Annotated in this window: 21 protein-coding genes, 1 pseudogene and 1 riboswitch; of the genes and pseudogenes, 8 read left to right on the forward strand and 14 right to left on the reverse strand. The window is 49.4% G+C overall.

Features of this window, described 5'->3' with window-relative positions:
• Positions 1–4: 4 nt before the first annotated feature.
• Positions 5–949, forward strand: a complete 945-nt coding sequence (locus HGT71_RS09600; protein ID WP_099824830.1) for a sulfonate ABC transporter substrate-binding protein — start codon at positions 5–7, stop codon at positions 947–949.
• A 70-nt stretch (positions 950–1,019) separates the two neighbouring features.
• Here HGT71_RS09600 and ssuD read toward each other — a convergent pair whose 3' ends face one another.
• From ssuD to HGT71_RS09620, 4 genes are all read right to left on the reverse strand, one after another.
• Positions 1,020–2,168: an FMNH2-dependent alkanesulfonate monooxygenase gene (gene ssuD, locus HGT71_RS09605; RefSeq protein WP_214217575.1), complete on the reverse strand. Its 1,149-nt coding sequence runs from the start codon at positions 2,166–2,168 to the stop codon at positions 1,020–1,022.
• 25 nt (positions 2,169–2,193) lie between these two features.
• Entirely contained in the window at positions 2,194–2,973 is a 780-nt protein-coding gene (locus HGT71_RS09610) for an ATP-binding cassette domain-containing protein (RefSeq protein ID WP_214217576.1), read from the reverse strand.
• On the reverse strand, positions 2,970–3,758 hold the full coding sequence (gene ssuC / locus HGT71_RS09615; protein ID WP_241586168.1) for an aliphatic sulfonate ABC transporter permease SsuC: 789 nt from the start codon (positions 3,756–3,758) through the stop codon (positions 2,970–2,972). Before ssuC ends, HGT71_RS09610 begins: the two co-directional genes overlap by 4 nt.
• A 161-nt stretch (positions 3,759–3,919) precedes the next feature.
• Entirely contained in the window at positions 3,920–4,639 is a 720-nt protein-coding gene (locus tag HGT71_RS09620; protein WP_214217578.1) for a dienelactone hydrolase family protein, read from the reverse strand.
• A 160-nt stretch (positions 4,640–4,799) separates the two neighbouring features.
• Here HGT71_RS09620 and HGT71_RS09625 point away from each other — a divergent pair, with 160 nt between their 5' ends.
• The gene (locus tag HGT71_RS09625; RefSeq protein ID WP_214217579.1) at positions 4,800–5,432 is read left to right on the forward strand and encodes a LysE family translocator; all 633 of its coding nucleotides are present in this window, start codon (positions 4,800–4,802) and stop codon (positions 5,430–5,432) included.
• Between the two features lie 57 nt (positions 5,433–5,489).
• On the opposite strand, the gene HGT71_RS09630 is transcribed toward HGT71_RS09625, so the two are convergent.
• Positions 5,490–6,263, reverse strand: coding sequence for a MetQ/NlpA family ABC transporter substrate-binding protein (locus HGT71_RS09630; protein WP_244986482.1), 774 nt, complete (start codon positions 6,261–6,263; stop codon positions 5,490–5,492).
• A gap of 148 nt (positions 6,264–6,411) precedes the next feature.
• On the opposite strand from HGT71_RS09630, the gene HGT71_RS09635 reads away from it, so the two are divergent.
• Together HGT71_RS09635 and HGT71_RS09640 are read left to right on the forward strand one after the other, a co-directional pair.
• Positions 6,412–6,759: a hypothetical protein gene (locus HGT71_RS09635; RefSeq protein WP_214217581.1), complete on the forward strand. Its 348-nt coding sequence runs from the start codon at positions 6,412–6,414 to the stop codon at positions 6,757–6,759.
• A gap of 193 nt (positions 6,760–6,952) precedes the next feature.
• Positions 6,953–8,590 (forward strand): annotated as a pseudogene (locus HGT71_RS09640) (tannase/feruloyl esterase family alpha/beta hydrolase).
• A 4-nt stretch (positions 8,591–8,594) separates the two neighbouring features.
• On the opposite strand, the gene HGT71_RS09645 reads toward HGT71_RS09640, so the two are convergent.
• The 9 genes from HGT71_RS09645 to HGT71_RS09685 form a co-directional block, all read right to left on the reverse strand.
• Positions 8,595–9,533 carry an ABC transporter substrate-binding protein gene (locus HGT71_RS09645; protein WP_342355453.1) on the reverse strand — a complete coding sequence of 313 codons (939 nt, stop codon included), beginning with the start codon at positions 9,531–9,533 and terminating at the stop codon, positions 8,595–8,597.
• A gap of 10 nt (positions 9,534–9,543) precedes the next feature.
• Positions 9,544–10,281 carry an ABC transporter permease gene (locus HGT71_RS09650; protein WP_214217582.1) on the reverse strand — a complete coding sequence of 246 codons (738 nt, stop codon included), beginning with the start codon at positions 10,279–10,281 and terminating at the stop codon, positions 9,544–9,546.
• Complete coding sequence (locus tag HGT71_RS09655; protein WP_214217583.1) at positions 10,262–10,972, reverse strand: ABC transporter ATP-binding protein; 711 nt, start codon at positions 10,970–10,972, stop codon at positions 10,262–10,264. The genes HGT71_RS09650 and HGT71_RS09655 overlap by 20 nt, the downstream gene beginning before the upstream one ends.
• Positions 10,972–11,940, reverse strand: a complete 969-nt coding sequence (locus HGT71_RS09660; RefSeq protein WP_214217584.1) for a ThiF family adenylyltransferase — start codon at positions 11,938–11,940, stop codon at positions 10,972–10,974. The genes HGT71_RS09655 and HGT71_RS09660 overlap by 1 nt, the downstream gene beginning before the upstream one ends.
• A gap of 9 nt (positions 11,941–11,949) precedes the next feature.
• Entirely contained in the window at positions 11,950–12,708 is a 759-nt protein-coding gene (locus tag HGT71_RS09665; RefSeq protein ID WP_099824810.1) for a thiazole synthase, read from the reverse strand.
• A 3-nt stretch (positions 12,709–12,711) separates the two neighbouring features.
• Positions 12,712–12,909: a sulfur carrier protein ThiS gene (thiS, locus tag HGT71_RS09670; RefSeq protein WP_214217585.1), complete on the reverse strand. Its 198-nt coding sequence runs from the start codon at positions 12,907–12,909 to the stop codon at positions 12,712–12,714.
• Positions 12,893–13,837 carry an FAD-dependent oxidoreductase gene (locus tag HGT71_RS09675; protein WP_214217586.1) on the reverse strand — a complete coding sequence of 315 codons (945 nt, stop codon included), beginning with the start codon at positions 13,835–13,837 and terminating at the stop codon, positions 12,893–12,895. The genes thiS and HGT71_RS09675 overlap by 17 nt, the downstream gene beginning before the upstream one ends.
• 111 nt (positions 13,838–13,948) lie before the next feature.
• Positions 13,949–14,068, reverse strand: a riboswitch (TPP riboswitch).
• Between the two features lie 84 nt (positions 14,069–14,152).
• Entirely contained in the window at positions 14,153–15,022 is an 870-nt protein-coding gene (rluF, locus tag HGT71_RS09680; protein ID WP_214217587.1) for a 23S rRNA pseudouridine(2604) synthase RluF, read from the reverse strand.
• Between the two features lie 97 nt (positions 15,023–15,119).
• Positions 15,120–16,307, reverse strand: a complete 1,188-nt coding sequence (locus tag HGT71_RS09685; protein ID WP_214217588.1) for an aminotransferase-like domain-containing protein — start codon at positions 16,305–16,307, stop codon at positions 15,120–15,122.
• A gap of 365 nt (positions 16,308–16,672) precedes the next feature.
• Here HGT71_RS09685 and HGT71_RS09690 point away from each other — a divergent pair, with 365 nt between their 5' ends.
• From HGT71_RS09690 to HGT71_RS09705, 4 genes are all read left to right on the forward strand, one after another.
• Entirely contained in the window at positions 16,673–17,392 is a 720-nt protein-coding gene (locus HGT71_RS09690; protein WP_214217589.1) for a FadR/GntR family transcriptional regulator, read from the forward strand.
• 196 nt (positions 17,393–17,588) lie between these two features.
• Positions 17,589–18,140 carry a PDC sensor domain-containing protein gene (locus HGT71_RS09695; protein ID WP_214217590.1) on the forward strand — a complete coding sequence of 184 codons (552 nt, stop codon included), beginning with the start codon at positions 17,589–17,591 and terminating at the stop codon, positions 18,138–18,140.
• 132 nt (positions 18,141–18,272) lie between these two features.
• Positions 18,273–19,577, forward strand: a complete 1,305-nt coding sequence (gene dctA, locus HGT71_RS09700) for a C4-dicarboxylate transporter DctA (protein ID WP_214217591.1) — start codon at positions 18,273–18,275, stop codon at positions 19,575–19,577.
• A gap of 45 nt (positions 19,578–19,622) precedes the next feature.
• Entirely contained in the window at positions 19,623–20,729 is a 1,107-nt protein-coding gene (locus tag HGT71_RS09705; protein ID WP_214217592.1) for an L-dopachrome tautomerase-related protein, read from the forward strand.
• Positions 20,730–20,783: the final 54 nt, after the last annotated feature.

A 20,783-nucleotide genomic window follows, 5' to 3' on the forward strand; every position in this document is an offset into this window, starting at 1 on the left:
ACTGATGAAAAAAAAATTTACCACAAGCCTTGTCGTAACAAGCTTATTATTACTACCAACCCTAAGCTTTGCTGAGCAATCCGTCGTCACTATTGGCTATCAAAAAGCCAGCCTCTTCACTATTATTAAATCGCAACATACCCTCGAAAAAAAATTCGCCTCGCAAGGTGTTACCGTTCGCTGGGTTGAATTTCCAGCCGGTCCACAATTACTGGAAGGGTTAAATATTGGTAGCGTCGATATTGGCGCAACCGGTGATGCTCCACCGATATTCGCGCAAGCGGCTAAAGCCGATTTAATTTATTTAGCTCACTCGGTGGCTAACCCAAAAAATGAAGCGATTGTGGTCCCAGCAAATTCTCCTCTCCACAGTGTGGCGGAGTTAAAAGGTAAGCGCGTGGCGCTGAATAAAGGGTCAGATGTTAACTATTTATTGGTCGCCGCACTGCAACATGCCGGACTAAGTTATAAAGACATTCAACCCGTCTATTTACCTCCTGCCGATGCGCGAGCGGCGTTCCAAAAAGGTGCCGTCGATGCCTGGGCTATTTGGGATCCCTACTATGCCGAGGTCAGCCAAGTCACGCATGCACGTACCCTGACCACTGCCGAAGGTTTGGTGCCTCACTATTCCTTTTTCCTCTCTAGCCGTAAATTTGCTGAAGGTTCACCTAAGTTAGCGCTCGAAGTGGTCAACACTTTGAAAGAGAGTGGGCAATGGGCAAATAGCCATAAAGAAGAGACAGCACAGCTCCTTTCAACGGCCACAGGTTTGAGCATCGATTACTGGCACACCACTTTAGCCCGCCTCGACTACACAACCGAGCGTATGACGCCGGCAGTATTTGCCCAGCAGCAGACACTGGCCGATGCGTTCAGCGCTATTCATCTTATTCCCGGCCAAGTTCAGGTCAACCGTGCAACCTGGTCCCAAGACGCGAGCCACTAGCGGTTCACTGCAGAATAAAAACGCCGCTCAAGCTAAGCAAGCTGAGCGGCGTTTTGATAGGGCATTTTAGTTAACTGGCGCTGACCTGACGCGGTAGCTCAGTGTTACCAATAGTTTCGCCATGAGGCCCCTGCCGCACCGCTGCTTCCGCCGTTGAAAAGAGAGGCATAACCCGCTCGGCAAACGACCAAGCTTCTTCAAGATGTGGATAGCCTGATAGAATAAATTTATCGATCCCTATTGCCTGATACTCACGGATTCTGGCCGCTACTTGCTGGGGATCCCCCACTAATGCGGTGCCAGCCCCCCCTCTGACTAAGCCAATCCCTGCCCAGAGATTGGGAGAAATCTCTAAATTATCGCGAGATCCACCATGCAGTTCCCGCATTCTGGCTTGGCCTGTCGAGTCCATCCGCGAGAATATCGCTTGTGCGCGAGCAATGGTGTCATCATCCAAATGGGCAATCAGTTGCTCTGCCGCCTGCCAAGCTTCTTGGTCAGTATCTCGAACAATGACATGGAGACGAATACCGAACTCGACCTCACGACCCTTTTCCGCCGCTTTCGCCCGAACCTTCGCCACCTTTTCCGCGACCTGTGCAGGAGGTTCTCCCCAAGTCAGATAAGTGTCGACATGATCGGCGGCAACCTCGACCGCTGACTCGGAAGAGCCACCAAAATAAATAGGAGGGCCTTGGTCTTGATGGCTAGGAAAGAGCAGCTCGGCATTTTCAACCCGCAACTGCTCGCCGTGATAACTGACTTTTTCACCGGCGAGTAAACGACGGTAGACATGCAAGAATTCGCGCGTGACTTGGTAACGCTGATCGTGACTTAAAAAAATTCCATCTCCTTTATTCTCTTCCGGATCGCCCCCTGTTACCACATTGATCAGTAAACGCCCTTGCGAAAGTCTGTCCAAAGTACTGGTCATCCGTGCCGCGAGTGAAGGTGGCTGTAGGCCAGGGCGAACCGCCACCAGAAATTTTAATTTACGGGTAATAGGCGCTAAGGCGGCTGCCACTAACCACGAGTCTTCACAGCTCTTTCCTGTAGGGATCAAGACACCGCTATAGCCTAAATTATCGGCAGCAAGCGCGATTTGTTGTAAATAGGGAAGGTCGACCGTACGCCCCCCATGTTGAGTCCCAAGAAACCGCCCATCGCCGTGAGTCGGTAAGAACCAAAAGAAATCGGGAGCCTTCGTGGTTTGAGTCATCAATATCACCTTATTCTGTTCAGACTTAAATTGCTTGCCGTGTGGGGGTCACAACCGGCTGATCCGGCTGCATAATAGCGGCCAAAATCTGCCGTTCGAGGGTAGCGACATTGGCTTGCGTGCTTGAGCGCGGATAAGGCATACCCACTTCAACATCAAGTTTGACCTGACCTTTATCGAGCATCACCACACGCTGAGCGGTAGTCACTGCTTCGCTCACATCGTGAGTCACCAGAACCACCGTAAATTTCCAGGTTTGCCATAACTCAATCAGTAACTGCTGCATCTCTAAGCGCGTGAGGGCATCTAGCGCCCCTAAAGGCTCATCAAGTAACAATAATCCCGGACGATGGATAAGGGCGCGGGCAAGCGCTACCCGCTGCTTTTGCCCACCGGATAAGGTTTCAGGCCACTGGTTAGCCTTATCCGCCAAGCCGACGGCAGCTAAAACCGACTTTGCCTCGTCACGCCACTGCCCCGATAAGCCCAACCCGACATTCTCAATCACCGTCTTCCACGGTAACAATCGCGGTTCTTGAAACATTAAGCGGATGGCGGGTGCGGACTTGGCTAGTGGCTGATGGTTAGCGGCCAGATCACCGTGGCTACTCTGTTCTAACCCTGCTAATAAACGAAGTAAGGTGCTTTTTCCGCAGCCGCTTCGCCCGACAACCGCCACAAACTGGCCTGCTGGGATTGCCAGAGTTAAGCCATTTAATACCGACTGCTGACTAAAGTTTTTACTGACCTCATTGAGCTGCAAGGCCAGAGCAGTGGTAGGAGTAATAAGACGAATATTTTTCATACGGGGAGTTCCTCTTTACGCCATTGGATGTGCCAGCGTAATAAGCGCTTTTCTAACGCCACTGTCAGTAAATCGGAGAGCTTGCCGAGTAAGGCATAAAGCAGGATGGCGAAGACGACGATATCGGTTTGTAAGAACTCACGGGCATTCATCGCCAAGTAGCCAATTCCCGCGTTTGCCGAGATGGTTTCCGCCACGATGAGGGTTAGCCACATCAGTCCTAACGAAAATCGGACTCCCACCAGAATAGAGGGCATCGCGCCGGGCAAGATCACCTGCCAAAACAGCGCAATGCCACCTAGACCATAACTGCGTGACATCTCAATTAACTGTTTATCGATATGGCGAATGCCATGGGCAGTATTAAGATAGAGCGGAAAGAAAGTCCCTAGGGCCACCAGGAAAATTTTGGCTCGCTCATCAATACCAAACCATAAAATAACCAGCGGGATCAGGGCGAGATGCGGAATATTGCGGAGCATCTGTAACGTACTATCCAGTAACAGTTCGCCGACCCGGGATAAACCGGTAATTAACCCCATAATCAGGCCGGCACCGGCTCCGATAGCAAACCCAACAACGGCCCGCCATGTACTAATCGATAGGTTGCTCCATAACTCACCACTTTTCATTAATGCCCACGCGGCGGTCAGAACATGGATAGGAGCCGGTAATACGCGATCAGAAATCCAGCCACTGACAGACCCTAGCTGCCAGATAATCAGCAATGCGCTAGGTAACAGCCAAGGCAATACGGTGCGCGTAATACGCGTGGGTTGTTTCATCTTCCACTCCCTAATCCGACAAGAAATCATGAGGGCACAATGCCGACCATAGAAATCAGTTAACCGGAATTACGGCGCGATGAAAAGTAAGGATAAGTACTTATCTAAGCAGAAATTTAGCTTTAGCCAGCACAGAACGGCTGGCTAAGGGAAGACGTAAATTAGTTTACGCGATTCAGTAATTCAAACATGCTGGTGAAAGCACGCTCGGTAACCTGAGGGTTGAATTCCGCTACTCCTGGATTATTGGCGGTTTCATCAGTAAATGAGTGTACGGCATCGTGGTAACTGACCAATTGCCAATCGACATTGACAGTGGTCATCTCATTCACAAAAGCAGGCAGTTGCTCGCGAGGGACTAAAGGATCTTTAGCACCGTCAAGGACTAAAATAGCGGCCTTAATCTGTGTGGCGTCGTAGGCACCACAGGTGTCTAACCCACCGTGGAAAGAGATGGCTGCACGAATATCGGCGCCACTACGCGCTAACTCTAATGCGCAATGGCCGCCAAAGCAGAAACCGAAAGCAGAAATTTTCTGAGCATCGACCGAAACGGCTGTCTGACGTTTTAGCGCGTCGATCGCGGCATTCATCCGGCCCACTTCTTCAGGGGTATTTTTCACGGCCATCATCGCCGCACCCGCTTCGTCGGCATTGGTGGGGCGAGAGGATTCACCGTAAAGGTCGGCCAGCAACACAACATACCCTTGCTCGGCGACTTTTTTCGCCAACTTAGCGGCATTATCGGTCACACCAAACCAGTTCGGTGCCATGACTAACCCAGGCAAAGGGTGAGTCGTTTCGCTCGGGAAAACTAATGTTCCAGCCAATGCCGTCTCACCTGCTTGGTAGCGTACTGTTTGTGTAGTAATCTGACTCATAATTCCTCGATATTTCTGATTAATCTCGTCATGCTACTATAGCCAATATTCACCGGTATTGACTATATCGGTCCTGTAAGCCGGTATGTCGAGCGGATAAAATGACTTAAATAACCTAGGAACACTCACTTATTCAGCGTTTTACTTGGGGATATTTCGGATGGCAACTATCGTAGAAGGCTCGTTACTGGTACCCGCGCTTTTAGTTTACAGTTTAGGGACGCTCACCCCCGGTCCTGCCAATCTTTCGATTGCTAACGTGGCGATGTCTCAGGGACGCCAAGCCGGCTTTATTCTCGCGGCAGGTGTCATAACCGGTTCGCTCTGTTGGGGGATTATGGCCGCCTTAGGCGTATCAACCTTGTTACTTTCTGAACCCCGTTTCTTAATCGTCTTAAAGTTACTCGGTGCGGCCTACCTTTTTTGGTTAGCCTATAAAACAATAAAGTCCTTAGCCAGACCACTCTGCTCCACCGCCGCGCTATCCTCCGAACGCAAAGCATATCGCTACTACTGGCAAGGGGTCAGTCTGCACTTGACCAACCCAAAGGCGATCCTAACGTGGCTGACTGTCACCAGTATTGGTCTTTCGCCACATTCCCCCCCTATAGCCGCTCCTCTGCTGGTTGCCCTCTGCGCCCTGATCGGAATAACGATTTTTAGTTTCTATGCTTTCTGCTTCTCCACCCCTGCCGCCCAACAGATTTTGGTACGTAACCATCGTGCCATGACGATCTTCTGTGCCGGATTTTATAGCTTGGTGGCTGTCGGCTTTCTACTGTCGATTGGCTAACCGGGGCTAGGCGAAAAAAAACCCATGCTCAGCATGGGTTACGAATGATAGCTTAGCTTACCAAGCGCGTATCACATCACCGTGATAGACCGCGTTCGCTTTCGCTTCAACCTCTGGCGATTGGAAAGCCTGCTTCAGCTGCTGCAGTTTCGTCTCATCTTTATCGCCTTCACGCACAACTAAGACATTCAAATAAGGCGAGGCTTTCCCTTCCATAAAGAGTCCATCCCGCGCGGCCGATAATCCAGCTTGCGAAGCAAAGTTATTGTTAATCACCGATAACCAGACTTTCGGATCATCTAAAGAGCGGGTGAGCTGTGGGGTGTCGACTAAGACAAACTTCAGATTTTTAGGGTTTGCCTTAATATCCAATACCGTTGGCAGTAATCCCTTACTTGGGTCGACAGTGATCAGGCCTTGAGCCTGCAGTAACAGTAGACTGCGGCCTAAGGTCGTCGCTTCGTTAGAAATCGTCACCGTTGCACCATTAGGTAATTGGTCTATCTTCTTGATCTTAGAAGAGTAGGCGGCAATCGGGAAAATAAAACTTTTGCCTAAGATAGCAAATTTGTAGCCACGCTCTTTGGCTTGCATCTCCAAGTACGGCACGCTTTGGAAAGCGTTGGCATCAACGTCTTTGTTGGCCAGCGCTTCGTTTGGCTGGACATAATCATTGAAGCTCACAACGTCAACATTTAGCTGATATTTATCTTTGGCAACTTGCTTAACCGTGTCCCATACCGCTTGGTCAGGTCCAGAGTTTATGGCGACTTTAACGGTATGGGCATCTTCCTGTTTACAGCCTACAAGACCTAATGCACAGACAGCCAAAAGAGAAGAGACTAAAATTTTTTTCACCGTATCGACCTCTACGTATCTAATGTTGAATGAGTATATGAGACATTTAGACGTCTGTACATCTAGTAGTTTAGATTAATTCGGGTACCCTAGCCCGATTAAGAGATTTTTGGAAAGAGTCATGTTAAAGCTAAAAGTTATTGTTCCCGTGATGATTGTGTTGTGTACGGCTATCTGGTGGTTGGTGCCTCATTTTACCGATCAAGATAAAGCCTACTACGTCTCGCTTTACTGTTTGCAACCGACGGGATCTGATCAGCAAATCCAAACAAGGATGGAGCAGACCATTGGAAACAATAATCAAGATTACGCACTGAAAAAACGTCATTTTTCGCCTTTACTCGCCAAGCGTATTCAAGATGCCTGGGATCGTCTTACCCCCGATCAACAGCAGCAAGGTCAGCAGCGTGATCAATGCGCCCAGCTGCTCTCAGAAAAACTCAACCTGCCAGCGCCGCTTCCCCGCTAATCTTTTCGCACTGCTTACAGTGCAGTAACAGTCAGGCGGTAAGCAGTCACCTATACTGTTTACCGTTCACTCTGTTCGATAAGGAAATAACGTGCGACTGCTCTCGACTCTCTTCGCTTTCTGTTCGCTTATGGTGATCAGCCATAATGCTTGTGCGCACAGCGCATCATCGCTGCCGATCGTTAAGCCCGTCATGGCCTGTAGCCAGTTAGTAGACCAAGCACTGCCAGGTGTAGAGGCTAAGGTGTCGCTCACTAGCGCAAAAGTCATCACCAGTGGTAATCAGACTTTCTGCCAAGTGAAGGCGGTGCTGTCGCCGGAGATTGGTGTCGAAGTGGCACTGCCCCAGCAGCAGTGGACACAACGTATTTTACAGGTTGGCTGTGGCGGCTTGTGTGGGTCAATCAATCTCTCGTTATCTAACGCAAATGGCTGCGTGCCAGCGATAAGGGGTGAATTTGTGGTGGCAGCCACTAATATGGGCCACGCTGGCAGTATGATGGATGCTTAGTGGGCATTAACTCCGCAAAAGCGAATTGATTTTGCCTACCGTGCCAATCACCTTACGGCACAATTAACCAAAGCGTTAACTCGTGCCTATTATGGCCAGCCTCAAAAATATGCCTATCTTATGGGATGCTCTGACGGTGGCCGTGAAGCGCTAATGGAAGCCCAGCGTTACCCAGATGATTTCAATGGTATCAGTGCGGGCGCTCCTGCAGCCTATTTTACGGTGCAGAATTCGTTCTACCATGGCTGGAATGTCGTCGCGAACCAGCGGGCTGACGGCAGCGCGATCTTACTTAAAAATCGGCTCGCGTTACTGCACCAAATCGTCTTGGCACATTGTCCAACAGCGTCAGGGGTCAACGACGGCGTCTTAGCCAATCCCTTTGCTTGTCACTTCTCAAAAAATTGGCTGAACACCTGCTCGGCCTCTGCTACCGATAAAAGCGCCTGTTTTACCGAGGAAGAGATTGGTGTTATCGATAAGCTTTACCAAGGTGCGCGGGATGCAGCAGGACATCAGTTTGCCGTGGGTGGGCTGATTATCGGCTCTGAGTTACGCTGGCCGTTACCAGAGACTGCACAGGGGGCCTCATCTTCCGCAATGATGGCGCTACCCGCACTGCAATATGTCTTAACGGCCGATGGTAAGAAAAGCGATATTACGTTAGCCCGCTTTGGCTTCGACCAAGCACATTTCCAACAGCTCAAAACACTCGCTCCGCTCTATAATGCGACAGATGCCAACCTTAAACCTTTTGCAGCCGCTGGCGGTAAACTTATCCTCTGGCATGGTCTAGCAGACGACTCTATCAATCCAACCGGAACGCTTGCTTATTATCGCGAGGTTGTACAGCAGCTGGGCGCACAGCGTGCCGCACAAATGAGTAAACTCTTCTTACTGCCGGGAGTGGGTCACTGTGGTGGCGGCGAAGGGAACGATCAAATCGACCTTCTTACGCCATTAATGGCATGGGTGGAGCATCAGCAGGCTCCTCAGCAATTGTTAACCGGGAAAGCCAAGGCCGAAGCGGCACCTCAAGCCTTACCCGCAGCGGAAAAACCGCAAAATGCCGAGCAGGCTGCCTCCGTTCAAATGCACGGTATGCAACGCCCCAGTTCTCCGGTCGCCCCCGCCGTAGAAGCAATGCGTGCCACCCGCCCGGTATATGCCTACCCCTATATCGCGGTCTACAACGGTAAGGGGGATCCCCTGCAGGCAAAAAATTACCATGCCGTTCTGGGTAACTATCCCTCTGTCTTGATGGGAGAGCCAATTCGTCAACTTATTACGTCGAATACCCCCTCGCAAAAGTCCCCTTAACGTTCTATTGCTCCCCAGCTTGCTGCACGTAGCGGGAAAGGGGAGCAACCTGACTGATAAGATGATTCTGCTGTAAAAAGTCACCCATTTTCTGATAACGCTCAGCACTAAAAGCCGCACTCTGTTGGGCAAGTAGTGGAATCGTCGCCTGCCAGGCTTGATGATTTAGGCGGGTATTCATCTCTGGATAACGTCGAATAAAGGCTTGCCACGCTTGTTCTGGGTGCGCTTTCAGCCATGCCGTTCCTTGATCCAATCCGGTTAGGAAAGCTTTTACCCACGATTGTTTCGCTTCATTCTGCTGGGCCAACAGTATCAATTCATCGTAGGCAGGAATGCCAGCCTGCTCTGGACGGAAGACGGTCGGATGCACTCCCTTATCCTGCAAACTCAATAGCTCATAGTTACGATAAATCGTCATCGCGCCATCAATACGGTGTGTAAGGAGTGCCGTGGTAGCGGCCATATTTAAAGTCACTAAGGTGACACTACTCGGGTCAACGCCAGCGTGAGCGAGCATTTGCTTAATGGCGATATCCTCGAAACCGGGGATCGCATACCCAATGGTTTTACCTTTAAAATCGGCTAGGCTATGTATTGCGGGAGATAAGGTGGTTAAGGTATTTAACGGTTGATCAATTAAGCTCCCTACCCGTATAACCGGGACCTTTTTCTCTACCAAGGTGTACAGCTGAGGTTGATAACTGATCGCGATATCCGCTTTACCGGCGGCTAAGAGTAAGGGTACGGAAGCCGAATCAGCGGGCGCAATCAGGTCAACGCTAAGCCCTTGGCGCGCAAACGCCCCGCTATATTGGGCAGCGAATAGCGATGCATGATTGGGGTTCACAAACCAGTCGAGAAGTACCCGTACTTTTTGCGGCGCAGCGCCTGCGCTGACCCACCAACACATCGCGACACAACCAATGAGTAATTTTTTCACACTTTTATCCTTAACCTGTCGGCCATAAAAAATAGCGCCGTAACCCTTGTACGACACCGGAAAGTATTACCGCTAAGCCCATTAAGCAGATCAGTGCCGCAAAACTGGTGGCCGTTTCCATGCGAGCAGTGGATTGCATCATTAAGTAGCCAAGCCCTTGGCTAGCACCTACCCACTCGCCCAAGACAACGCCTATCGGCGCCAAGATCACTGCCATCTGTAAGCCTAAAAAAAAGAAAGGTAATGCCGCAGGCCAGCGCACTTGCCAAAAACAGCGCCAACGCGACGCTTGTAGCGTAGCCGCGAGGTCAAGCCACTGTTGTGGGACTCGAGAGAGGCCATCGAATAAGGTCAAACAGACCGGAAAAAAGAGGATAAGGGCAGCCACCACTACCTTAGATCCGATACCAAACCCTAGCCAAAGCACCAGTAGCGGTGCCAAGGTGAAAACCGGTATAACTTGGCTTGCCATTACTAACGGATAAAATAAACGACGTATCCACGTGTGGCTAACCATGGCCACAGCAATAATCACCCCACCCCCTACGCCAAATAACAATGCTAAGCCCATCTCACTCAAGGTAATCGCCGCCTGCGATAGCAACAAAGCAGGCTGCTGAACGAAAGCTGCACCGACCTGTTGCGGTGTCGGCAGTAAATAGTCCGGTATGCCTTGGTGCGTTAAGATGACCCATAGCGCCATCACACAGCCTAAGAAATAGAACAGGTTACTCAGACGAGATGTCATACGCCTCCAATCGAGTCAGTAATGCGGCCTGTGCAGTAAGCAGCCCTAGGTCGTCGGCTGGGCGAGGGGGCGCCCCTGCAGGGGCGGCTAGCACAGTCACCTCCAGAGGCGAGTGATGGAGCAAGACAATCTCCTCCGCCAGACGGCAGGCTTCAGCAGGATCATGCGTCACCATAATTACCGTTTTTCCTTTTACTAGCTCGCCAGTCAAGGTCTGCAATCGTAGCTTGGTGATGGCATCCAGCATGGCAAAAGGCTCATCCATCAAAATAACCGATCGGTCGGTATAGAGGGTTCGAGCCAACGCGACGCGCTGACGCATTCCGCCCGAAAGCTGGTGAGGCTTTGCCGAGATTCGGTGGGCCAAACCCACTCTTTCCAGTAAATATTCGGCACGATGGCGGTCCGGCGGCTGACCGGTGAGTGTTGATGGCAGTAGCACGTTATCCATCACAGAGAGCCAAGGATAGAGCTGATCTTGCTGCCCCATCCACGCTATCTGTGATCGGTCGACCAGGATCTTGCCCTGCTCGATCGGGTGCAGCCCCGCTAACAGCTGTAAGAGACTGCTTTTCCCAATCCCGCTGGCACCTAAAAGGGCCGTGGTCTTCCCCTCTGCAAAGGTCAGTGAAAAATCATGCAGTAACCGTTGTGCGGGCCAAGAAAAACTCACGCTATCAAAACCCAACATTAAGGTTCTCCTGCCGCAAGCAGAACGATATTCTCTAGCCCGCGCTGGCGTAAAAGGCGTTCGGCGCGGGCGGAGCGCAGCCCCGTACGGCACACCAGAACTAGTCGTTGATAAGCGGGTGCCGTCCAGTGCTCAAGCTTCTGTAACGGGACCCGGATGGCCGTATCCGTTACGCTAGCCGGCGCTTCATCGCGATCCCGTAATTCTAGGATCAGATCGTCGGGTAACAGTTGTCCCCGATCGATGAACTGTAGCGTTTTTTCGATCGGCTCTACAGCTGTGTCAAAGCGAAACTGGCTAAATTGCCAATCAGTAAAGTTACACCTTACCAACGATCCTAATGGAGAAGGCGTGCTCTGTAAGACCCAACTCAGGACCATCTGGGCCTGAATTGCAGCGATACAGGCGACAACGGGGCCCATTACCCCAGCACTCTGACAGTTGCCCGCCGTTTCGGGTAAGTGGGGAAATAAGGCTTTATAACTCGGCGCGCCCCCGCAAAATCCCCCCACATAGCCTTGAGTTCCCAAGGCTGATGCACTGATCAGCGGTAAGCCATGGGTTAGGCAGGCATCCGACAATAAATAGGTCGTAGCAAAATTATCGGCGGCATCGACGACAATATCGATATCCCGTAATGCCTGACGGAGAGTACTGGCCGTAATATGCGTCACTTCCGGCTCGATCAGTACATCACTATTACATTGGCTTAAATGCGCTTGAGCGCATAGCGCTTTGGCTTTACCGATATCTTGTTGTTTAAATAACGTTTGGCGATGCAGGTTATGCAGTGCCACGCGGTCAGCATCATAAAGTCGAATCCGACCGATGCCAGCTCCCACTAACTGCGGAAGCAGCGTCGCACTCAAGCCCCCGGCACCGACTACCAGCACGCTAGCCTGTTGCAGTCGCCGCTGCCCCTGCTCACCGATTTGCGGTAACTGCATTTGTCGTTGATAGCGTTGCATTACTCTCCCCTACATCAGATTCGCCAGCCCCAATAAGGGCGTAGAAGGCTCTGCCATATCCCGTGGCGCCATCAGGCCAGCTTGGTAAGCAGTGTGCCCGGCCGTGATGGCTTGGCCGAACGCTTGCGCCATCGCCACCGGGTCGCGCGCTTTTGCAACCGCAGTATTGAGTAAGATCCCGTCAAACCCCATTTCCATGGCTTGCGTAGCGTGGGATGGCGCGCCGATCCCAGCATCGATGATCATTGGGATCTCAGGAAAAGCGGATCGCAACGCCTGTAATCCGCGTAAGTTATTTAGACCCTGCCCCGATCCAATCGGTGCGCCCCACGGCATAAGGACTTCACACCCTGCCGCTAACAGCTTTTCCCCAACGATGCGGTCCTCGGTGGTATAGGGGAAGACCTGAAAACCGTCAGCGCATAAAATTTTGGCGGCCTCGACCAAGGCGAAAGGGTCCGGTTGTAAGCTATCGGCATGGCCAATCACCTCTAACTTAATCCACCGTGTATTGAAGAGTTCACGCGCCATATAAGCGGTAGTAACCGCCTCTTTCACGCTATGGCAACCTGCGGTATTCGGTAAAATATGCCGAGAGTGTTGGCTAAGCAGTTCGCGAAAGGCCTGACCACCTGCGCCTTCACGCCGTAAACTGACCGTAATCACCTCGGTGCCCGACGCCTCAATCGCCGCACTCAACACCGCGGGCGATGGATAGCCCGCGGTACCCAATAAGCAACGTGAGGTTAAGGAAGTGCCGTAAAACATTGCTTATCCCCCCTGCATCGGTGAAAGGGCTTCAACACGCATGCCCTCTTGAAGTTCCAGTGAGGTATAACCGCTTTTCGCGATAAATTGACCATTAACGGCACATGCCACCACCGTTATATCGATCTGTTGTTCACGTAATAGGCTCGCCAATTCGATGGCTTCTGTCTCGACTGGCTGACCATTAAGTAAGATTTGCATTGCTCTTTTCCTTCGCTAACTGTTCAACAAGTTGCTGCGCGACAATTGGGGCTAATAGAAAGCCGTGACGGTACATACCATTCAGATAAAAACGGTTATTTTGATAGTGGAAACTGGGGATATTATTGGGATAAGCCGGACGTAAGCCACTTGCGGTTTCGATGATTTCCGCCTCCGCCAATGCCGGATGTATCGTGTAAGCGGCACTCAATAATTCCACCGCCGCCCGTGCACTCATCCCGCGAGAGTCATCGCTTTCAACCATTGTCGCGCCCAACATAAATTCCCCGCTGCCGCGTGGGACTAGATAGCAAGGAAAGCGAGGATGTAATAACCGAATGGGTCGTGAAAAATCGAGCTCGTGGCTGCGTAAACGTATCATTTCGCCGCGTACTGCGCGCAGAGGAGGCAGGTCGGAACGCGCCTCAATCCCTCGACAGTCGATAATCTTGCCGTTGGGCTGAGAAGAGTGAAAGAGGACCCCTTGTTGCAGCAGTTGCTGTGCGAGGGAGGCCAAAGCCTGACGAGGATTAAGATGCCCTTCTTCAGCAAAAAAAAGACCGTTTTCGAAACGTGAGCCAAGGTCGGCTTCAAGCTCTTCCGGCTTCACCCACTGGTGGTGCGTTGTTTTACTGGCAAAGACCTTGAGCTCTTGCTGATCTCTGGGCGGAGCGATAACTAAAGTACCCTGTTGTTGCACATTGGGTACGCGTTGTCGCCACCACGCGAGCGCATGCTGCCCGAGGGTCACCACTTCTTGCGGGGCGCTTTCTGCTTCACAATAGGGTGCCAACATGCCCCCGGCGTACCATGACGCGGTGGGCGAATCTGGCTGCTCAATCACCTCGACTTGCTCACCCTGCTCGACGAGGAGTTTTGCTACGCAGAGTCCGCTTACACCGCGGTCGAGAATGCTCCAGCGACTCATGGTCTGACCTGGCTAATAGAGAGAAGAATTAACATGGATGGCCTCTTAGTAAGAGACCCAGGTAAGGCAGAGGGAATGAGGCACTTGCCCTTAATGGGCTATGCCAAGTCGCTCACAGGCGACCCGTCTTCCTACGCCAGTATTAACTGGGTCAGGTTCAAAGGGTCGCTGCACGGCGTCATACGCTTGCAGCCTCTCAGTCTCTTACGCGAGACTCCCCCGACATCATTTAGTTGTAATCGAGCCAAGCTTAGGCGTCAAGTGCCAGTAGGGAGATCCCCTCTACCCGCCTTAACCCACAGCACAGCAGGTTAATTAACGCCCTTTCTTTTGACGCCCCGGTTTGGTGAATTTTTGGCGAGCAGGCGGTTTCTTGGTCGAACGACTCGGCATCACTGGCGGGGCAATATCCGGTCTTTTTAAGGCTTTTTTAACCGGCTTTTTTTCCACCGGTTTATCTTCTGATGAAGAGTCTTCGATCAGATTAAACAGTTCGATTAGCTCGTCATCGGTAAGATCACGCCACTCACCTAACGGAATGCCCGATAGATTCACATTCATAATGCGTGTCCGTTCGAGTTTAGTCACTTCAAAACCGAAGTGAGTACACATCCGACGGATTTGTCGGTTCAACCCTTGAACCAAGATGATACGAAACACATGGCTATCGAGCTTTTTGACTTTACACTTCTTCGTTACGGTCCCCAGCATGGGGACACCGGCACCCATGCCACGAATAAAATCGTCGGTGATCGGTTTATCGACCGTCACGATGTACTCTTTTTCGTGATTATTCCCGGCACGTAAGATTTTATTTACCAAGTCGCCGTGATTGGTTAAAAAGATCAGGCCTTGGGAATCTTTATCGAGTCGACCAATAGGAAAGACACGCTTACTGTGATTGACGAAGTCACCGATATTATCGCGCTCTGTCTCTTCCATAGTGGTAACAATACCCACCGGCTTATTTAATGCGATTAACACCAGATCGTCGTCATTACGCGGTTCAATCAGCTGACCATTAACCATCACAGTATCGCCAGGATAAACCTGAGCCCCAACGGCGGCGCGTCGTCCATTAATTGAGACGTTACCCTGTTCGATATAACGATCGGCATCGCGACGAGAGCAAATACCGCTCTCACTAATATATTTGTTGAGACGTACAGATGTGTTGGTCAGCATGGTTCCTCCGAAAAAACGGACTATACCTGATTTTTTCGATGGTTTCGAAAGAAGAGTGTGAATATCAGGGGAAGAGATTCCCTTCCCCGGCAGGAGATTAGACGGAAAGCGTTTGCAGCGCGCGCGCGATTCGGATCGCGGCCTCATCGGCAGTCTGTTGCGTTAACATGGAGTAAGAGAGGCGCAACGCATTCTTTTCCGGATTATCGGCAAAAAAGACATCGCCTGGGACAAACACAACTTTCTCCGCAATACAGGCTTTCAGTAAACTGCTCGCGTCCATACCCTCTTTCAGGTGGCACCATAAGAACATGCCGCCTTCAGGACGGTTGAAGGTAATCGTGTCACCGAGGTGGCGCTGTAACGCTTCGATTAACCAATCACGACGTTGGCGATACGTCTCTTTTAATAAGGCAATACGCTGATCAATCTGCCCGGAAGCCACATAACGCGCAGCAATATGTTGGTTCAACGTTGAGGTATGCAGATCCAATGCCTGTTTCGCTACGACGATCGCCATAAGGAATTTTTCTGGCAGCGCCAGCCAGCCTAGACGTAAACCCGGGGAGAAAATTTTCGAGAAACTCGACATATAACAGACGTTATGGTCGGCACCGTATAACTGTTGCGCCAAGGTGAAGAAGGTTTCACGGCGTTGCTCGGTAAAAGCTAAGTGCCCATAAGGGTCATCTTCGACAATCACTACCTGATAACGGTGAGCCAATTTCACGATATCGATGCGCTGTTCGTTTTCAATAATGCGGCCGGTAGGGTTAGCAAAGGTGGGGATAAGATAAAGCATCTTGACGCCCCCCGCAGCTAAACGGGTTTCCAGTGCGCCGAGATCGATCTGCTCACCTTGATACGCCAGCTCCTCAATAACAGCCTCGGTATAATCGAATAATTGTAAGGCGGCTAAATACGTCGGGCGCTCCACTAAGACCACATCGTCTTTCTCTAAGAACACACGGTTAAGTAGGTCAATACCTTGCTGGGAGCCATTGGTGATCAGTATCTGCTGTGGATCGAGCGTCAGACCAACATTACGCGTCCAATCGGCCAGACTTTTACGTAATGGCCATTCACCTTCGGTCACCGAATACTGGAAAACATCGCGATGATCTTCAGCGAGTAATTGCTGGAGTACAGCATCGATACCCTCAACGTCGATCATATCCGTGGCAGGGATACCACCCGCTAAGGAAATAAAACCAGGTTCTTTACTAAATTTGAGCAATTCTCTAACCGGTGAAGAATGTATCGCTGCGGATTTCTTGGAAAGCATGCGTTAACCTGTCGCCCTTTACGTGATAAACGTTGATAAGATTTTCTCAACCTTAGCAAAATAACCGCATGGAGTCATGAACAACTCGTGGCACGATAAGATAAAAAAATAGCGGCATTTTAGCCCGCTCATCGGCTTAGGATGTTACTCAGAATAATCCAAACATCACACCATTATATTATATTTAAAAAAACCGAAAGCTATTATTAATTACCTATTAATTAGTCATTAGGAAATTATTAAAAATAAAAGATCAAATTTAATTATTTAAAAAACACACTTTACTTACCGCTAGTTTTCTTTAAATATTTTCGGATTTATGTTATAAATAAATTTCGTAACGGATTATTTACATAGAGATTTCTATGATTACCCATACTGTTATTTTTGCTCCAATTGGAGAAGCAAGTAGAACAGAACAAATCACCCAAAGACTTTCCAATGCTATTATTTCTGGTTTATTAGAAAAAGGTGAGCAACTACCTAACGAATCAGAATTAGCGCGGATGATGGGAGTTTCACATATCACTATTAGGGACGCACTCAATACTCTGCGAAGTAAATCATTAATACATACTATCCGTGGCCGTAATGGTGGAAGTTTCATTAGCGATAATGTCGACAATTACGTTAAATATTTCCATCCTTTTAATAATATTAGCTCAGATTATTTATCCGATCTCGGTGAGATGCAAAGTTCGCTGGTGATACACAGTACCCGCCTTTCGGTACGGCGAATGACTGACCATGATTTAACGACGTTAAACAACCTTATTTTAACGCTTGAGAATGCCGAGACGCCTCAACAGAAAACCCAATCCGATATGCGATGCTTGCTCACACTTGCCGCCAACTCTCACTCTGCAAGGTTAGCGGCCCAAGAGTTGACGGTACTCACTGAATGGGCGCCGCTGATCTCGATCCTTTATCAAGATGAAACATTTCATGCTCAAAGTACTCTTTGCTACCACGAACTCTTTAATGCGTTACAGAATAGAGACGAAACGCTCGCCGTGGCTCAAGCCTATGCTTTGATTGAATTTTTCGTTTCATCTTTAATAGAATATAAAATTAATTTCGTCTAAAACTTAGCTCAATTTCAGGATGAAGTGAGGAAACATGCCATTAGGGAAAATAAAACGCATATCTGAAGAATCATTTTTATTAATTGAAAAAACCACTCAGGAGTTTTCAATTATTATTGAAAAAATGATTTGTGAATCCAAAAAGGTAGTTGATAATAATTTTAAATTAGAGAGCAAAATAAAACAGAAGATATTATTGCTTGCTGATAAAGTTTTAAATCAACAAATGTTATTATCGGGTGCCGGCTTCGCTCTGTATAATGAATCGAAAAATAAATCATGGCAACTCGCATGGTTATATCGATCGCCACATCACCCTCAACGACTTGTAAATAAACTTTGCCTTAATAAAGCCTCTCAACATTTCGTGGACTATCAGACATTTTCTTGGTTTTCCATTGTTCAGGAAACAGAAAAAGGGTATTTACATGGCCCTTACGTCGACTATATCTGTAATTCTACCTATACCCTAACCTATCTCTATCCGGTTTATTTCGAGAAGAAATTGATTGGGGTGGCGGCGACGGACGTAATGGTAGGTCAATTAGAACAGATACTGCGTGACTCACTCGGCGACGATTACCTACCTGTCGTGATGACGACGCCCTCAGGACGTATTCTCTTTTCAAACCTACCGCATTACCGAGTCGGGGAGCTTAAGCCCAATGATGCCTTAACCGCCCACCTTAAAAGCCAATATTTCACGTTATGGGGAGAGGGCAGTGAGCGTGGTGCAATGCCGCCCTAAATCGGGGCAATAAACCATGAACCAGCGGTAGCGATCGCGTGAAAAGCCGTCGCTGCCGGTATGTAACTTTTGGCCCAATAATTGCACAACTGAAACATAAGTTTTTCAGTTACGTTGAAAAGGGCCGCGGCTATGACACACACACTCTCCAAGATACGCCACTCTATCTTTATCCAAGTACTTATCGCGTTGGTCATTGGTACCGCACTGGGATGCCTGTATCCAGCAATTGCCGATTCGCTAAAACCCTTGGGCGATAGCTTTATCAAACTGATTAAAATGGTGACCGCGCCCTTAGTGTTTGTGATCATCGTCCGGGGCATCTCCTCCCATAGCGAACTGAAACAGGTCGGACGTATTGTCGGTAAGACCTTACTTTACTTCGAAATCATCACCTTACTGGCTCTAGTCCTAGGGTTAGTCGGGGCACAGATCACCCATATCGGGCAAGGCATCCATCTTTCAAATATGGCGATGCCGGCAACGGATAAGCTGAGTCACCTTTCATCACTGCAGAGCTTTGGTGATTTCTTCTTAAACCTAATTCCAGATACCTTTATTGGTGCGTTCGCACGCGGGGACACCTTACAAGTATTGCTAATCTCTATTCTATTTGGTGTTTCGCTTAATATTAGTGGTGAAGCAGGTAAGCCAGTAATCACCGTAATTAATAGCCTGAGCCATATTCTCTTCCGGTTGATGGCGATGCTGGTCAAAGTTGCTCCACTCGGAGTACTGGGTGCCGTTGCCTATATGGTCGGACACTATGGTGTCCATTCGTTGACCAGTCTGCTAGGATTCCTTTTGCTTTATACCGCAATCTGCGCCCTATTTGTTATCGTCGTTTTGGGGGGGATTACGCGGCTGACCGGTATTAGCTTTGTCGCGCTACTGCTCTATTTACGCGAAGAGCTTACCATCGTCTTAGGTACCACTGCGTCAGATGTCGTGTTACCTCAGCTGATGAAAAAATTAGAGTGGTTGGGAATCAGTAAATCGACGGTTGGCTTGGTGATCCCAACCGGATACTCCTTTAACCTCGATGGATTTTCCATTTATCTCACCCTCGCAGTCGTTTTTATTGCTAATGCCACAGGGATTCACTTGGGATGGAGCGAAATTGCCCTGATCCTGGGCGTTGCCGTGTTTACCTCAAAAGGCGCCCATGGCGTACCCGGCGCTGCCATTGTGATCTTGGCCGCCACGCTTTCTGCAATCCCATCATTACCGCTAGCTGCCCTAGCTTTCTTACTTCCTATCGATTGGTTGATGGGTATTCCCCGTGCGCTGACAAATGTTTTGGGTAACTGCGTGGCAACCTTGGTCATTGCGAAATGGGAAAATGATTTGGATTTAACCCGCGCTCGTCAGGTTTTAAATCAGGACATTCCCTATAACAACGTAACAAAAGAGCGCCCTTTAGCCGCCGAACAGTAAAAGTTAACTACACTTTTTAAACAATCACCTGTTTAAGGAGTGCCAGTGAAACCTTTATTCCTACTAACCGCTGTATTGATGACAGCGGTTTTTTCATCTCAGAGCAATGCCGCTTCCGAGGTTATCGCTAAAATAAACGCGCCCTACCCTGATTTTTCCGGGATTACGGTCAATCAGCAGAACCGTATATTTTTAGGTTTTCCACGCCACTCCGGCGATCACCAATCGCCAGCGCTGATGGAACTGAAACAGGGAAAACTGACGCCTTATCCGAATAAGGCCTTTGGCTTACCCCAGAAAAATTTGGCGGATTGGCTAGTGTCTCCCCACGGTCTCTTTGTGGATAAAAATGATACGCTATGGGTGTTGGACGATGGCAAAATTCAGGGACAATCCACCATTCCTGTCGGTGCAGCAAAAGTGGTGGCGATAGATACCAAGACGAACAATATTCTAAAAACGATTGTCATTAGGCCGCCAGTACTCAACTCCAGCTCGCACTATAACGATTTACGGGTTGATCTTTCTCACGGTAAAGCCGGTACGATCTATATTGCTAACTCAGGCTTTGCACAACGCTATTCGCTGATTGTGATAGATGTCGCCAGCGGCAAACAGCGAGAAGTCTTAATCAACCATCCCTCGACCTCGCCCGATCCCGGCTTTATGGCCTTTATCGAAAATAAACCCGTCGTGTTTAACGCCGACAATCCGCAATTACCGCAAGGCGGTATCGATGGCGTTGCGTTATCTCCCGACCAAAGTAAGTTCTATTGGACTGCACTTAGTGGACGCAAGCTATTTAGCTTACCGACTGCGCAATTGAGCGATTTTTCTGTTTCTGAGAATGCACTCGAAAAAGCCGTGCATTTCGAAGGCGAACATCCCGCTAATGATGGAATGGCGGAAGATGAAAAAGGGAATCTTTACTTCGGTGCCTTTGAACAACAATCGTTGGTAAAGCGTGATCCTAAAGGCCAATTTTCCTTACTTGATCACAACGTTCACGATTTCGGCTGGCCAGATGGATTGGCATACCGTAATGGTTATCTCTACACCACATTAGGCCAATGGAATCGTACACCAGACTTAAACAACAACCACGACCTCCGTCAACGGCCCTTCTTAGTGATCCGCACGGCAACGGAGTAATAGAACGCGGAGCGTCACGCACGACTCATGCGTTTTTCTAAATTATTTGGAGAA

The organism is Rosenbergiella epipactidis, assembly GCF_018494055.1.
GTDB lineage: Bacteria > Pseudomonadota > Gammaproteobacteria > Enterobacterales > Enterobacteriaceae > Rosenbergiella > Rosenbergiella epipactidis.